Below are 13,288 nucleotides of genomic sequence, written 5' to 3'. Positions count from 1 at the left end.
GCAAACAAAAAACCCCAGACGCGGCCAAGCGAAAGGGGTCTTTCATCCTGACCTTTTAGCGGTGTTGTTTAACGTGGCCCGCAATCCGGTAACAAATCGCCACATGAATGAAGATGCGTTTACGCCCCGCCCCGGAACACGTCAAGCCCGACTGATCACCGGTCACGCTTTCGTAACACGGCCGGGCGCGCTCTTGCCGTTTGTGCAGAAAGCTTCATGATCACACAAACTCAAGGAGGCCCCATGATTGAACTCTATTTCTGGCCCACGCCCAACGGCTGGAAAGTGTCCATCGCTCTGGAAGAGATGGAGCTGCCCTACAAAACCCACCTGATCAACATCGGCAAGGGCGACCAGTTCGATCCCGAGTTTCTAAAGATCTCGCCTAACAACCGTATGCCCGCCATCGTCGACCCGGACGGCCCTGACGGCGCGCCTGTTTCGGTCTTCGAAAGCGGCGCGATCCTGATGTACCTCGCCCGCAAGACCGGGCGGTTCTACGGCAATACCGAACGTGACAGGATCGCAGTCGAGGAATGGCTGATGTGGCAAATGGGCGGCGTAGGCCCGATGGCCGGCCAAGCGCATCACTTCCTTAAATACGCCCCACATCTGGACCCGCCACAAGACCATCCCTATCCGAAAGACCGCTATCGCAGTGAGGTCGGGCGTCTCTACGGCGTGCTCGACCGCAGGCTGGCCGAAAACGAATACGTCGCCGGCGATTTCTACTCCATCGCCGACATGTCGATCTGGGGCTGGGCCAGCCTATGGGAAGGCCAGCAACAGGTGCTTGAGGACAAACCGCATTTCACCCGTTGGCTGGACATGATGAGCGCCCGACCCAGCGTGCAGGCAGGCCGAGCCTTACATGCAGAACTGCGCGGGGATCATCGGGACCGGCAGTCGCAGGGGGTATTGTTCAGGCGGTAATCGTTACCGAAAACCATCATCGGCATTTGACACACAACCTTCCAGGGTCGGGCCATATCCCGGTTGCTATTGTGTCGCTCGGTGATACGCTTCCGAAAAACACGCGGGTAGCCATGAGAATTGTTTTCGTCTTATTAATGATTTGGGCCAATACTGCATTTGGGCAAACTTATCCCGACTATCAAAGCACGACCGTCAACGACTTTGCCAATTTGCTCAGCCCGTTGGACGAGGAGGCACTTGCTGAGCAACTAGATGGGCTCAAACGCGAGACAGGGGTCGAAATGACCATCCTGACACTGCGCACTCAAGGCGACTATGCCGACGGTCTGACGCTCGAACAGTTTGCCACCGGGCTTTTTGACCACTGGGGGATCGGCGACGCTTCTCGAAACGATGGTGTGCTTGTGATGGTCTTACGGGATGACCGGGCTATGCGAGTCGAGCTTGGCGCCGCCTATGGGCGCGACTGGGATCACGCCGCGGAACGCATTGTTGACACGCAATTCCTCCCGGCCTTCAAAGCAAACAATTATGCAATCGGGATCAAGGCCGGCACTACGGCTATCATAGATCAGATCATACAGCCTTTTCGCACTGGCGAGGCCGCGCCCGCCAAGAAAACAAATGATGATCTAGGTCTCTGGATATTTGGCCTCTTTGCCATGATGATTATGATGCTCAAAGGCCGCAATTTCATAAGTGATGGTCTGGTACGACTTCGAACCTGCCCAAAATGTGGGAACCGCAGTCTGCGCCAGAGGCGACGCATCACGCTCTCCGCAAGTACAACGAGGGCCGGTTCGGGTATTCGCCGGATCGAATGCTTAAAATGCGATTACGCTGAAGAAACCAGCTACTATATCCCTCAGGTTTCCCAAAGCTCTGGCGGGGGCGGTTTCGGCGGCGGTCGATCTGGTGGCGGGGGCGCGTCCGGGCGCTGGTAGCACTCATCAGGCAAATTCGTTTTCTCAGTGTTTCCCTGCAATCGCGTCGCCAGGCACGCAAACTTAGCCTTACCAAAGCCGCAAAACTCCAAACACGGCATCCAGAGTCGCAATTGCCACTGGAATCACCTAATTCCCTTCACTAAGAAAGCTCTCGAACATCGCAAAAGGAAGACGCACGCAATGGCAAAGATCACCTATGTCGAGCATGGCGGTACCGAACATACAGTCGAGGTCGCCAACGGACTGACAGTCATGGAAGGGGCCCGTGACAACAACATTCCCGGCATCGAGGCCGATTGCGGCGGCGCCTGCGCCTGCTCGACCTGCCACGTCTATATTCATCCTGACTGGGTCGAGAGAATCCCCGCCAAGGACGACATGGAAGAAGACATGCTTGACTTCGCCTATGAACCCGACCCGGCCCGCTCGCGCCTGACCTGCCAGATCAAGGTCACCGACGCGCTTGATGGTCTGGTTGTGCAGATGCCCGAAAAGCAGATCTGATGCACTCTGATGCGCCGCGCCAGCCCAACCGCCTTTGGCACCATCGGGCGCGCGGCGCTGTTCTGATGGTTTGCATTTGGCTAACGGGGAATATGCCCGCAGCCAGCGGCGAAACCAAAGTATCTGCTCGCTTCACGGAACCAACAACACGCTACGCCCATGGGGTGCTTGGCGACGCCATCGAATACGGTGCTTTGGAAATCGGCGTCGGTACAAGTCTTTCCTCGGCGGTGCGGCGAAAAGTCGATAGCTCCAAACGCTCGACCGTTACAATACGTCTGCCTGAAGACCGCGTATTCGAAGATCTTGCCCCACGCCTGGCCGATATCGATCAGGACGGGTTGCCCGAAGTCATCGTTGTAGAGACCCAGCAGCATACGGGTGCTCAACTGGCGATCTATGACGTCAATGGTCAAAAAATCGCCGCCACCCCCTATATCGGCACGCGCAACCGCTGGCTCGCCCCCATCGGTGCCGCCGATCTGGACGGTGATGGACATGTGGAGATCGCCTATGTCGACCGCCCACACCTTGCCAAAACTCTGCGCATCTGGCGTTACAAAGACGGTGAACTCATTGAAATCGCCACAATCCCTGGCCTTACCAATCACAGGATCGGAGAAGATTTCATTTCAGGCGGCCTGCGCCAATGCGAAACGCACCCAGAGCTGATCCTCGCCAGCGCCGACTGGTCGCGGATCATAGGCGTCTCGTACAGCAAGGGCTGGCGACAAAAAGACCACGGACCACTCAACAGTCTCACAGATCTGTCCAACGCACTAAAGTGCTGATCCGCCCTTCATCTGGCCATAAATCTCTTGGGGAGCGCGAGGGGCTGGCCCCTCGCTCACAAATATTCAAGACGGGCGCAGCCCGACTACTGAGTTAAAGCGCGCGCCAGCCGATGTCGCGACGGAAGAACCCTTCAGGCCAATCAACACCTTCAACCATGTCATACGCCCGGTCGCGTGCGTCTTTCAGCGTTTCCCCACGCGCAGTCACATTCAGAACGCGTCCGCCCGAAGCCTGAACCTTTCCATCAGCCGCTTTTGTCCCCGCGTGGAATACCATGTTGCTACTATCCTCGACCAGATCGCCCAGGCCGTTGATCACAGTGCCTTTTTCATAAGAACCAGGATACCCCTTTGCCGCCATCACGACCGTGATGGCGTGATCGTCGGCCCAGTTCACCCGCGTCTCAGCCAAGCGACCCTCGGCCGCCGCGTGCATCAGGTCCATGGCCTGAGCGCCAAGGCGCATCATCAGTACCTGACATTCGGGATCTCCGAACCGCACGTTGTACTCCACCAACCTGGGCTGACCATCCTTGATCATCAAACCGGCGTAGAGCACACCCTGAAACGGTGTCCCGCGCCGCTTCATCTCGGCCACCGTCGGGCGCACGATCTGATCCATCGCAAGGGCCTCGATCTCGGCGCTCAGCACCGGGGCCGGAGAATAGGCGCCCATACCCCCTGTGTTCAGCCCGGTATCGCCCTCGCCGACGCGCTTGTGATCCTGCGCTGTGCCGATCGACAGGATATCCTCTCCGTCACAGAGCACGAACAGAGACGCCTCCTCGCCCTCCATGAACTCCTCGATCACCACTTCGGCCCCCGCGCCACCAAAGGCTCCGCCGAACATATCGTCAATCGCGTCCAGGGCGGTTTGCTCGTCCATCGCAACGATCACGCCCTTCCCGGCAGCCAGCCCATCGGCCTTGACCACGATCGGGGTACCCTGCGCACGGATGTATTCCTTGGCGGGCTCAGCCTCGGCGAACCGGGCATAAGCCGCCGTCGGCGCGCCGGATGCGTCACAGATTTCCTTGGTGAAACTTTTTGAGGCCTCCAACCGCGCCGCTTCTGCCGAGGGCCCGAAAACCAGCACACCCGCTTCGCGCAGCCGGTCAGCGACCCCTGCGGCCAAAGGCGCTTCGGGGCCAACGATCACGAAATCAATCGCGTTTTCCTCGGCAAAGTTGACCACAGCACCGCCATTCTCAATGTCCACCGCCGCGCACTCTGCGATCTGGGCGATCCCGGCATTCCCCGGCGCCACAATCAGGCGATCACATTTGGGGTTTTGCATCACCGCCCAAGCCAGACTGTGCTCGCGTCCACCGCTGCCGAGAATGAGGATATTCATGAAACGCTCCGATCTGCTTGGCCTTGCCTGCGCGGCGTTCTAAGCTGCGCAGAGATTTGACACAAGGCGCTGAAATGTCCGACCTGCTAGATGACCCGATTCCGGGTCAGAACACCCCCGAATACACTGTCTCGGACATCTCAGGCGAGGTGAAGCGCACGCTCGAGGGCACCTTTGGCCGAATCCGTGTGCGTGGAGAAGTGGGCCGCGTGTTCAAGGCCCGTTCGGGTCATCTGTATTACGACATAAAGGACGACCGGAACGTGCTGGCCTGCACAACTTGGAAAGGGCAGATTTCTGGTCTTTCAGTTGTTCCCGAAGAAGGCCTCGAGGTTGTCGTCACCGGGCGCCTGACAGCTTTTGGGGCCCAGTCGAAATACAACCTGAATGTCGATGAAGTCGCCGTCGCCGGGCAAGGCGCGCTGATGGCATTGCTGGAAAAGCGCAAAAAGCAGCTCGAATCCGAAGGCTTGTTTGCGGCTGAACGCAAGAAACCCCTGCCCTACTTGCCGCAGATCATCGGCGTTGTCACTTCGCCCTCCGGTGCGGTGATCCGAGACATCTTGCATCGGCTGCGTGATCGGTTCCCGCGCAAAGTACTGATCTGGCCCGTCGCGGTTCAGGGGGCAAACTGTGCCCCCGAAGTGACCCGCGCCATCGAAGGCTTCAATCAACTCACACCGGGCGGGGCCCTCCCGCGACCCGACCTGATTATCGTCGCGCGCGGCGGTGGGTCCATAGAAGACCTCTGGGGCTTCAACGAAGAAAGCGTCGCGCGCGCGACTGCAGCCTCAGAAATCCCGCTGATCTCGGCCGTCGGGCACGAGACGGACACCACCCTGATCGACTATGTCTCGGACCGCCGCGCGCCTACGCCAACCGCCGCTGCCGAACTTGCCGTACCGGTCCGCATGGAACTGCTGGCTTGGACCAACGAACAAGGGGCCCGCCTGTCGCGCGCCTCCACGGATGCCGTGCAACGCCGCAGCCAGCGTCTGCGCGACCTGTCCCGAGCCCTGCCCCGCCCCGATACACTGCTGGAAAGCCCGCGCCAAAGGCTCGACCAAATCTCGGAACGCCTGCCCAACGCGCTGATCCGGGGTGTTCAGAACCGCCGCGTCAAACTGCTGGACAGTGCGGCCCGCCTGCGCCCCTCGACCCTGCGCAGCTTTGTCGAAACCCGCCGCGATCGCTGGCGCAACCTGTCCTCACGCCTGTCACTGCGCCCGATCCAGCGCGAGCTGGAAACACGCCGCGACGCTCTGAATCGCCTGTACGAGCGTTTGAATGCCGCACAATCCACCCGGCTGGACCGCCTGCGCCAGCAGATGGAGGCCACCGACCGCCTGCGCGAAACGCTGAGCTACAAAGCGACGCTTGGGCGTGGCTACGCCGTGGTGCGCGCCGAAGGAGAGGTCATCACAACCAAAGCTCAAGCCTCCGGTCACGCTGTTCTTGAGATCGAATTCGCTGACGGTCGCCTCAGCACCGGGGCTGCGGGCAAGGCGCCACCCAAGAAATCCAAACAGGCACCTCCTGATCAGGGATCGTTGTTCTGACCGATGTTGACGATCTGGGGCCGTAAAACATCCTCAAACGTTCAGGCCCTAATGTGGTGCGTGGGTGAGCTTGGCCTAGAATACCAGCGTCACGATCTTGGCCATCGCTTCGGCGAGCTGGACTCTGCAGCGTTTCGGGCACTGAACCCAAACAAATCCATCCCCGTCCTGCAAGATGGCGACAACCCACCGCTTTGGGAAACCGGCGCCATCCTGCGATATCTGGCCACCCAATATGGCGATCAGGCATTCTGGCCTTCAGATCCTACCCGGCGCGCCACGATCGACAAATGGGCCGAATGGGCGAAACTCAACGTGGCGATGGCGTTTACCGTTCCGGTGTTCTGGCAAATTGTGCGAACACCCGTTGAACAGCAGGATCAAACAGCGATCCGTCGGGCTGTCAGCGATTTGGAAATCAAACTGGCAATCGCAGACAAGGAGCTGGACCAAAACACGTTCCTTGCGGGTGAGCATTTTACACTGGCGGATATACAGTTCGGCCACGTTCTTTACCGCTACTACGATATCGACATCGTCCGCGCACCGTTACCGCATTTGCGTCGATACTATGAACGGCTAACCGAAAGGCCCGCGTTTCAACATCACGTCATGCTGGACTATGAAGACCTGCGACCATTTCAGACCCCGACATCCGGTCCGTAGCACAACATCTCTTCGCCAATATCCTCGGCCTCGTACAACTCGGTCGCTGTCGGATCGCCCTCGAATTGCGCGATCAATCCGCCCCCGGATTGCCAGAAAACCCAGCATTGCGGCGCCAGTTGATCCTCATAGATGAAACAGATCTGATCTTCCTGCTCGTACCAGACTCCGTTCATGCAATTGCCATCCAGAAATGACCAGATGACTCGGCGGTCTGGCAGATACCGTTCGACTCCGTAGGCCTGCCCGTCGAACCCGTAATACAAGGTTTTTCCACGCGTATACGCATCAAACTCAGGCCCTGTCAGAGGCGACTGCGCCGCAACGGGCTGTGAGGCAAGGGTCAGTAGAATCAAGCAAGTTCGGATCATGGCCACACTGTGTCAGAAGCAGCCCACAAGTGCCATTCAACCTTTCCACATTGCGACGATCGGCAAGATAACTCCACGTCACGCCTTGATGCACCGCCGAGATCATGGCGATGATTGACTCAAAAACATCGGGGACGCACCATGACGACACTTCTTTTCTGGATTGCGGCGGCCTGCGCGCTGGCCTACCTGCCACTTACCGCGCGCCCGGCCGGCACCCTGCGTAGCATGCTGAAAACAGCATCGGTCGTGCTGCTGGCAGGCGTCGCCATACTGGCAAGCGCGCCATGGCTCCTGATCCTCGCCCTTACCTTCTGCGCGATAGGCGATGCCCTTTTGTCACGCGAAACCGACAGCACATTCATGGCAGGCATCGGTGCATTTGCTGCGGGGCATTTGGCCTATATCGCCTTGTTTTTGACGAGCCCCAGCAGCAACCCTGAACTGATCTTCGACCACCCCGCGATCTTCTGGTCCCTGATCATCCTGGGCATCGTTATGGCCACGCTGCTCGCCCCCCGCGCCGGAGACCTCAAGATCCCCGTCCTCGCCTATATTCCAATCATCCTGGGCATGGGCATCACCGTTCTTGCCCTTCCCGAAACTGGAGCCTTACGCTGGGCCCTTCCCGCCGCAATGGCCTTCATCGCCTCGGACCTGGCGCTTGCGACTGAAAAGTTCCTGTTACCTGACAATCACCCGGCCCTGAAGCTTACGCCCTATCTGGTCTGGCCGCTTTACTGGGCGGCCCAAGCCGGGTTTCTGATCGCCTTCACCTGACCCTTTGCAACTGCCTTCATTCCACATTAGGTGAGGGGAACACCTGCGGAGATCAAAAATGGCGTTTTTCTCAAAGCTCAAGGACAAGCTGTTCAAATCCTCATCGCGCCTCGAAGAGGGGCTGGATGCAATCGTCGAGGATGGCGGCGAGGAAACCCCAAATCCTGATCCGGTGATCCCCGAACCTGAGCCCGAACCGCAACCGGTTCCCGAAGTGCCGGAACCCACGCCCGCGCCCCAACCGGTCGAGCCTCCCGCTCCGATCCCGGCTGATCCCACACCGGCGCCTCCACCCCCAGAGGTTCCAGAATCCAAGGGTTTGATGGGTCGCCTGTTCGGCCGAAATGAATCCAAGACCGTTGTCCGCCGCACGCTGGATGACGACATGCTGGAGCAACTCGAAGAGCTTCTGATCGCCTCGGATATGGGCGTCGACACCGCCTTGCGCGTTACGTCCAACATGGCCGAGGGCCGCTTTGGCCGCAAACTCTCGACCCAGGAAATCAAACAGCTGCTGGCGCAGGAGGTTGCCCGCGTGATGGAACCCGTGGCCAAACCAATGCCGATCTACCCCAAACGCCCGCAAGTGGTGCTGGTTGTTGGCGTCAACGGTTCGGGCAAAACTACGACAATCGGTAAGCTAGCCAGCCAGTTCAAAGCCGCCGGCAAGAAAGTCGTCATCGCCGCCGGAGACACATTCCGCGCCGCCGCCGTCGAACAGCTGCAGGTCTGGGGTGACCGCGCAGGCGTGCCCGTACTGACGGCACCCGAAGGGTCCGACCCTGCCTCGCTCGCCTTCGATGCACTGACCAAGGCCCAGAACGAAGGTGCTGACCTTCTGATGATCGACACCGCAGGCCGCCTGCAAAACCGCGCCGACCTGATGGAAGAGCTGGCCAAAATCGTCCGCGTCATCCGCAAGGTTGACGACACCGCACCGCACAACACTCTGCTGGTGCTGGACGCCACCACCGGGCAAAACGCCCTCAGTCAGGTCGAAACCTTCCGCAAACTGGCCGATGTCTCGGGCCTCGTGATGACCAAACTGGACGGCACAGCCAAAGGCGGCGTGCTGGTCGCCCTCGCCGACAAGTTCGGCCTTCCGATCCACGCCATTGGTGTCGGTGAGCAAATCGACGACCTCGCCCCGTTTGATCCCGAAGAATTCGCCGCCGCCCTGACGGGCTTACAATCCTGATCCGCCCCTTCATCTGGCCGAAAATACCTTCGGGGGGCGTGGGGGGCAGACAGCCCCCCACTCTCTCCGCCCAAGCGAAAGCCCCGATTTGAGCGACTGGCTGATCTCCCTCGAAGGCACCGAAGCAGGCCACCAACTCGCCCTCGCGCTCGCGCTGATGGCGGCCTTCCTGCATGCGGTTTTCGGTGCACTGCAAAAAGGCCGCCACGACCCGTGGATGTCGCGCGGGGCGATCGATGCCTGCTACTGCCTTATGGCGATGCCATTCGCCTTCTTCATCGTGCCATGGCCCGAACCTTACATGTGGCCGATCTTTGGCGTCGTCTGGCTGATCCATATCGGCTATAAAGTGCTGCAGGCGATGGCCTACACCAAAGGCTCCTATACCGTTGTCTATCCGGTCGTGCGCGGTACTGGCCCGCTCTTCACCGTGATCGGAGCCTATCTTTTGTTCGGTGAAACCTTCTCGGCCATCCAATGGCTTGGAGTCGCGACGCTTCTTGCGGGTATCTTCGGCCTTGCCGCCTATAACCTGCGCTACCTTGAGACTAATCGAGATACGCTGCAAATCGCGCTTGTGCTGGCGGTCGTCACGGGCCTCTTCGTGGCGCTCTATACGACCTATGATGCCTACGGTATCCGCGCTACGGCCGACCCGTTCACCTTCCTTGCGTGGTTCTTCATGATCGACGGGGCCGCGATGCCGATCTATGCTGCGCTCAGATACCGCGCAATGATCCACCGCCCTGCGTTCGGACCTCTGATGCTTCGCGGGTTCGCGGGCGGCATCATCGCGCCGATGTCCTTCGGTGCCATCATGCTCGCCACGCGACTGGACAAGGTCGGAGAGGCGGCGGTCCTGCGTGAAACCTCCACCGTTTTCGCAGCACTCATCGGCTGGCTGGTGCTGAAAGAAACTGTCGGCCCCAGACGCATTGCGTTGATGGCATTGATTGCACTCGGCGCAGTAATAGTTGAAATGGGCGGGTAAGCAGCAGGTTGGAATCATGGCAGAGAAAAAAGACATCAACCCATTCCTCAAACAGGTACTGGAACTTGGCCCCCCACTGGCCTTCTTCTTCATCTACCTGCGCCTGCGTGATGACAATTTCGTGATCGGCGGCACCGAGTATTCTGGGTTCATCGTCGCCACCATCCTGTTCGTGCCGCTGATGCTGGCTGCCATGGGCATCCTCTGGTACCTGACGGGCAAACTCAGCCGTATGCAGATTTTCACCGCATTCATGGTGATTTTCTTCGGCGGCCTCACCGCGTGGTTCAATGATGAGCGGTTTTTCAAGATGAAAACAACGCTGGTCTATGGCTTCTTTTCCGCCATCCTCGGGATCGGGCTTTTGCAGGGGAAATCCTACCTGGCATATGTTCTGGACGAGATGCTACCCATGCAGCACGAGGGCTGGATGATCCTCACCCGGCGTCTGTGTGCCTGTTTCGCTGTACTGGCCGCAGCCAATGAATTGGTCTGGCGCACGATGTCAACGGACCTATGGGTCAAGATCGAAACCTTCGGCTTTCCCATTGCCTTGATGGCGTTTCTGATGATGCAGTTCCACCTGCTGCAAAGCTATATGGATGATCCCGACAAGCAATAACTGTTCTTGCCCAAGCGTAACAAGCTAACAAAATTTCTTGGCTTAAGCTTGAAGCTGTGAAAAGTTGGGTCACCACCCGCACCACTCAACCTCGGAGATCAGCGCCCGAATGATGGCATTTCCCAACAGTGGATTCCTGTCCGAAGCCTCTGAAGAGCTGCGCACCATGTTGGCAGCCCAGGCCACCGAAGTCACATTAGATCGGGGCGATGTCCTGTTCGAGCAGGACGATGAAGGCGATGCGCTCTATGCCATTCTTTCCGGTGCGCTCGAAGTGTCATTTCTTGCGTCGAGCGGGCGCAAGCTGTCTCTCAGCATGATGCGCCCAGGTGAGGTGTTCGGGGAAATCGCGTTGTTCGATAGCGGTCCCCGCACCGCAACCGTAACAGCAGCTGAGCCCTCCAAAGTCCTGCGCGTTCGCCAGAAAGACATGATGGCGCAGATCCGGGAACATCCTGACCTTGCGGTGGATCTGATCCGCTTGGCCGGTCTTCGCATGCGTTATATGGGCGCTCAATTGAACGAGCAGGTATTCCTGCCGATGCCGATCCGACTGGCGCGCAAGCTTTTGCACCTGGCAGGACAACAGGACAGCCCAACGGCACGTATCACGCTTTCGCAAAGCGAATTGGCCGAATTTGTCGGTGCGACGCGTGAGGCAGTGTCAAAGACCATTTCGACATGGAAACGCGACAATGTCGTCGAAGCTTCGCGCGGCGGGCTGCAGATCCACGACTTTGACGCGCTGCGGCAACTGGCCGAATCCGATTTAATCTAAATTTTCGGCACAGATGTGATCCGCTTCACATACGCAGCTTTAAGATTGCCCTAAGGTCAATCCCGTTACCGTAGGAGGTCGGTTTTATCATCCCCGATATCTGTCCACCGACCTCTCCCTGTACAGAGCCATATGCCTTCCCCGGCATATGGCTTTTTTCTTAACGAAGTATGAAAAAGGCCGGGAAAATATCCCGACCTTCTAATTTCGGATCTGTTCGCTGAGTTTATTATTCTAGGCTCAGCGCTACGAACCGGGGTTCCCCGCCCCGCCGCACCAGCAGCAACAGAGATTTGCGTCCTGCTTCACGCGCCTCATCCATCCGCGTCTCCAGATCAGTGATCGAAGTCACCTTCTGCTGCCCCGCCTCAGTGATAAGATCACCGGCGCGCAGACCCTTTTCAAAGGCTTCCGAGGATTCATCAACATTGGTCACCAACAATCCTTCGGCATCGGCATCCAGACCCAATTCCTCGCGCTGGCTATCCCCCAGCGGAGCGATGGTCAGGCCAAGAATATCCTTGTCTTCCTCAGTCGGCGTTTCGGCTTCCGGCTCTTCGCCGTTCTCGGCACGTTCGGCGTCTTCGCGGCGGCCCAGCGTCACCAGCACGGTCTGGGTGCCTCCATCACGGTGCACGACCACACGCACAGATTTGCCAACGGTGGTCTCTCCCACCTGCCGCACAAGACCGCGTGTATCCTCGACCTCGACACCATCAAAGCTGATGATCACGTCTCCGGCCAGCAGGCCCGCTTCTTTTGCCGGGCCGTCCGGTACATCGCTGATCAACGCACCTCCGGGTTTGTCCAGCCCCATCGCCTCGGCCATATCCTCGGTCACGTCCTGAATGCGCACGCCCAGCCAACCACGACGGGTCTCCCCGAACTCACGCAGTTGATCAACGACCTTGATCACCACGTTCGAAGCCATCGAGAAACCAATCCCGATCGAGCCGCCATTGGGCGACAGGATCGCCGTATTTACGCCGATCACCTCGCCATTCATGTTGAACAGCGGCCCACCCGAGTTGCCCCGGTTGATCGCAGCATCTGTCTGGATGTAGTCATCATATGACCCGCTCAGCGCCCGATTCCGGGCCGAGATAATCCCTGCTGACACCGAAAAGCCCTGCCCCAGCGGGTTCCCCATCGCGATCACCCAATCGCCCACGCGGGCAATGTCGCTGTCACCGAACTGCACGTATTTCAGCGGCCCTTCCGCCTCGACTTTCAGCAGCGCGATGTCGGTCTTTTCGTCCCGGCCGATTACCTTGGCAACCAAATCTTTCGCGGGCTGGCCATCACCGGGAAAAAACTCGACCAATATCTCATCGGCTTCGGCAATCACGTGATTGTTGGTGACGATATAGCCGTCTTCCGAGATCACGAAGCCCGAGCCCAGCGCATTGCTGCGACGTGGACGATTTTCATTGTCCCCGCCATTGCGATCCTGAAACTCTCGGAAAAAGTCTTCGAATGGTGAGCCCTCAGGCACGATCCCTTGCGGGCCAGTCTGGCCTTCGATCAGCGTCGACGTGGTGATATTGACCACCGCAGGGCTAATCTGTTCAGCCAGCGGCGCCAGGCTATCACCCCGCGCCTGCGCGGACACCGATTGAGCCAAAACCAGCAGCACCCCCACTAAGGTCAGCCACATCAGCCGCATCTTCATAACAAAATCGTCCCGTCGGACGGACACACTGCGCGCCTTAGCCTGCACTTGGGGTCTCCTTGTTGACTAATTCTCTGTTGGCATCACCCGGATGCCCTTCTTTGCAACCAATGTAG

14 protein-coding genes and 1 riboswitch are annotated in these 13,288 nt (G+C 58.7%); of the genes, 11 read left to right on the top strand and 3 right to left on the bottom strand.

Features of this window, described 5'->3' with window-relative positions:
• Positions 1–35: 35 nt before the first annotated feature.
• Positions 36–113, bottom strand: a riboswitch (SAM riboswitch).
• Positions 114–243: 130 nt separating this feature from the next.
• The 4 genes from ACR0L9_RS15950 to ACR0L9_RS15935 all read left to right on the top strand — a co-directional run bounded on the left by ACR0L9_RS15950 (position 244) and on the right by ACR0L9_RS15935 (position 3,178).
• Complete coding sequence (locus ACR0L9_RS15950) at positions 244–933, top strand: glutathione S-transferase N-terminal domain-containing protein (RefSeq protein ID WP_170421069.1); 690 nt, start codon at positions 244–246, stop codon at positions 931–933.
• Positions 934–1,046: 113 nt separating this feature from the next.
• Entirely contained in the window at positions 1,047–1,880 is an 834-nt protein-coding gene (locus ACR0L9_RS15945) for a TPM domain-containing protein (RefSeq protein ID WP_480896079.1), read from the top strand.
• 183 nt (positions 1,881–2,063) lie between these two features.
• The gene (locus ACR0L9_RS15940; RefSeq protein WP_170393530.1) at positions 2,064–2,387 is read left to right on the top strand and encodes a 2Fe-2S iron-sulfur cluster-binding protein; all 324 of its coding nucleotides are present in this window, start codon (positions 2,064–2,066) and stop codon (positions 2,385–2,387) included.
• Positions 2,388–2,479: 92 nt separating this feature from the next.
• Positions 2,480–3,178: an FG-GAP repeat domain-containing protein gene (locus ACR0L9_RS15935; protein WP_480896078.1), complete on the top strand. Its 699-nt coding sequence runs from the start codon at positions 2,480–2,482 to the stop codon at positions 3,176–3,178.
• Between the two features lie 94 nt (positions 3,179–3,272).
• Here the strand turns inward: ACR0L9_RS15935 and purD are convergent, their stop codons facing one another.
• Positions 3,273–4,535: a phosphoribosylamine--glycine ligase gene (purD, locus tag ACR0L9_RS15930; protein ID WP_480896076.1), complete on the bottom strand. Its 1,263-nt coding sequence runs from the start codon at positions 4,533–4,535 to the stop codon at positions 3,273–3,275.
• 74 nt (positions 4,536–4,609) lie between these two features.
• Between purD and xseA the strand changes: the two genes are divergently transcribed.
• Positions 4,610–6,094, top strand: a complete 1,485-nt coding sequence (gene xseA, locus ACR0L9_RS15925; protein ID WP_480896074.1) for an exodeoxyribonuclease VII large subunit — start codon at positions 4,610–4,612, stop codon at positions 6,092–6,094.
• A 3-nt stretch (positions 6,095–6,097) separates the two neighbouring features.
• Positions 6,098–6,760, top strand: a complete 663-nt coding sequence (locus ACR0L9_RS15920) for a glutathione S-transferase family protein (RefSeq protein ID WP_480896073.1) — start codon at positions 6,098–6,100, stop codon at positions 6,758–6,760.
• Here the strand turns inward: ACR0L9_RS15920 and ACR0L9_RS15915 are convergent.
• Positions 6,736–7,131 carry a hypothetical protein gene (locus tag ACR0L9_RS15915; RefSeq protein ID WP_480753698.1) on the bottom strand — a complete coding sequence of 132 codons (396 nt, stop codon included), beginning with the start codon at positions 7,129–7,131 and terminating at the stop codon, positions 6,736–6,738. The two genes, ACR0L9_RS15920 and ACR0L9_RS15915, sit on opposite strands and share 25 nt — an antisense overlap.
• Positions 7,132–7,272: 141 nt before the next feature.
• Here ACR0L9_RS15915 and ACR0L9_RS15910 point away from each other — a divergent pair, with 141 nt between their 5' ends.
• The 5 genes from ACR0L9_RS15910 (at position 7,273) to ACR0L9_RS15890 (ending at position 11,500) form a co-directional block, all read left to right on the top strand.
• The gene (locus ACR0L9_RS15910) at positions 7,273–7,911 is read left to right on the top strand and encodes a lysoplasmalogenase family protein (protein WP_480896072.1); all 639 of its coding nucleotides are present in this window, start codon (positions 7,273–7,275) and stop codon (positions 7,909–7,911) included.
• A gap of 58 nt (positions 7,912–7,969) precedes the next feature.
• Positions 7,970–9,109 carry a signal recognition particle-docking protein FtsY gene (gene ftsY / locus ACR0L9_RS15905; protein ID WP_170404941.1) on the top strand — a complete coding sequence of 380 codons (1,140 nt, stop codon included), beginning with the start codon at positions 7,970–7,972 and terminating at the stop codon, positions 9,107–9,109.
• A gap of 88 nt (positions 9,110–9,197) precedes the next feature.
• Positions 9,198–10,100 carry an EamA family transporter gene (locus tag ACR0L9_RS15900; protein WP_480896070.1) on the top strand — a complete coding sequence of 301 codons (903 nt, stop codon included), beginning with the start codon at positions 9,198–9,200 and terminating at the stop codon, positions 10,098–10,100.
• A gap of 16 nt (positions 10,101–10,116) precedes the next feature.
• The gene (locus tag ACR0L9_RS15895; protein WP_480896069.1) at positions 10,117–10,722 is read left to right on the top strand and encodes an inner membrane-spanning protein YciB; all 606 of its coding nucleotides are present in this window, start codon (positions 10,117–10,119) and stop codon (positions 10,720–10,722) included.
• A 109-nt stretch (positions 10,723–10,831) separates the two neighbouring features.
• Positions 10,832–11,500, top strand: a complete 669-nt coding sequence (locus ACR0L9_RS15890; protein WP_170393550.1) for a Crp/Fnr family transcriptional regulator — start codon at positions 10,832–10,834, stop codon at positions 11,498–11,500.
• A 229-nt stretch (positions 11,501–11,729) separates the two neighbouring features.
• Here ACR0L9_RS15890 and ACR0L9_RS15885 read toward each other — a convergent pair whose 3' ends face one another.
• Positions 11,730–13,172, bottom strand: coding sequence for a Do family serine endopeptidase (locus ACR0L9_RS15885; protein WP_480503421.1), 1,443 nt, complete (start codon positions 13,170–13,172; stop codon positions 11,730–11,732).
• Positions 13,173–13,288 lie beyond the last annotated feature (116 nt).

The organism is Ruegeria sp. I3 (genome assembly GCF_056532525.1).
The sequence above is the reverse complement of the archived record's forward strand: the minus strand, read 5'-3'. Positions and strand labels throughout refer to the sequence as shown.

Excerpts from the sequence above, each read along its gene's own strand:
- ACR0L9_RS15950 (WP_170421069.1), top strand. The coding sequence starts at position 244 with ATGATTGAACTCTATTTCTGGCCCACGCCCAACGGCTGGAAAGTGTCC.
- ACR0L9_RS15945 (WP_480896079.1), top strand. The coding sequence starts at position 1,047 with ATGAGAATTGTTTTCGTCTTATTAATGATTTGGGCCAATACTGCATTT.
- ACR0L9_RS15940 (WP_170393530.1), top strand. The coding sequence starts at position 2,064 with ATGGCAAAGATCACCTATGTCGAGCATGGCGGTACCGAACATACAGTC.
- ACR0L9_RS15935 (WP_480896078.1), top strand. The coding sequence starts at position 2,480 with ATGCCCGCAGCCAGCGGCGAAACCAAAGTATCTGCTCGCTTCACGGAA.
- purD (WP_480896076.1), bottom strand. The coding sequence starts at position 4,535 with ATGAATATCCTCATTCTCGGCAGCGGTGGACGCGAGCACAGTCTGGCT.
- xseA (WP_480896074.1), top strand. The coding sequence starts at position 4,610 with ATGTCCGACCTGCTAGATGACCCGATTCCGGGTCAGAACACCCCCGAA.
- ACR0L9_RS15920 (WP_480896073.1), top strand. The coding sequence starts at position 6,098 with ATGTTGACGATCTGGGGCCGTAAAACATCCTCAAACGTTCAGGCCCTA.
- ACR0L9_RS15915 (WP_480753698.1), bottom strand. The coding sequence starts at position 7,131 with ATGATCCGAACTTGCTTGATTCTACTGACCCTTGCCTCACAGCCCGTT.
- ACR0L9_RS15910 (WP_480896072.1), top strand. The coding sequence starts at position 7,273 with ATGACGACACTTCTTTTCTGGATTGCGGCGGCCTGCGCGCTGGCCTAC.
- ftsY (WP_170404941.1), top strand. The coding sequence starts at position 7,970 with ATGGCGTTTTTCTCAAAGCTCAAGGACAAGCTGTTCAAATCCTCATCG.
- ACR0L9_RS15895 (WP_480896069.1), top strand. The coding sequence starts at position 10,117 with ATGGCAGAGAAAAAAGACATCAACCCATTCCTCAAACAGGTACTGGAA.
- ACR0L9_RS15890 (WP_170393550.1), top strand. The coding sequence starts at position 10,832 with ATGATGGCATTTCCCAACAGTGGATTCCTGTCCGAAGCCTCTGAAGAG.
- ACR0L9_RS15885 (WP_480503421.1), bottom strand. The coding sequence starts at position 13,172 with ATGAAGATGCGGCTGATGTGGCTGACCTTAGTGGGGGTGCTGCTGGTT.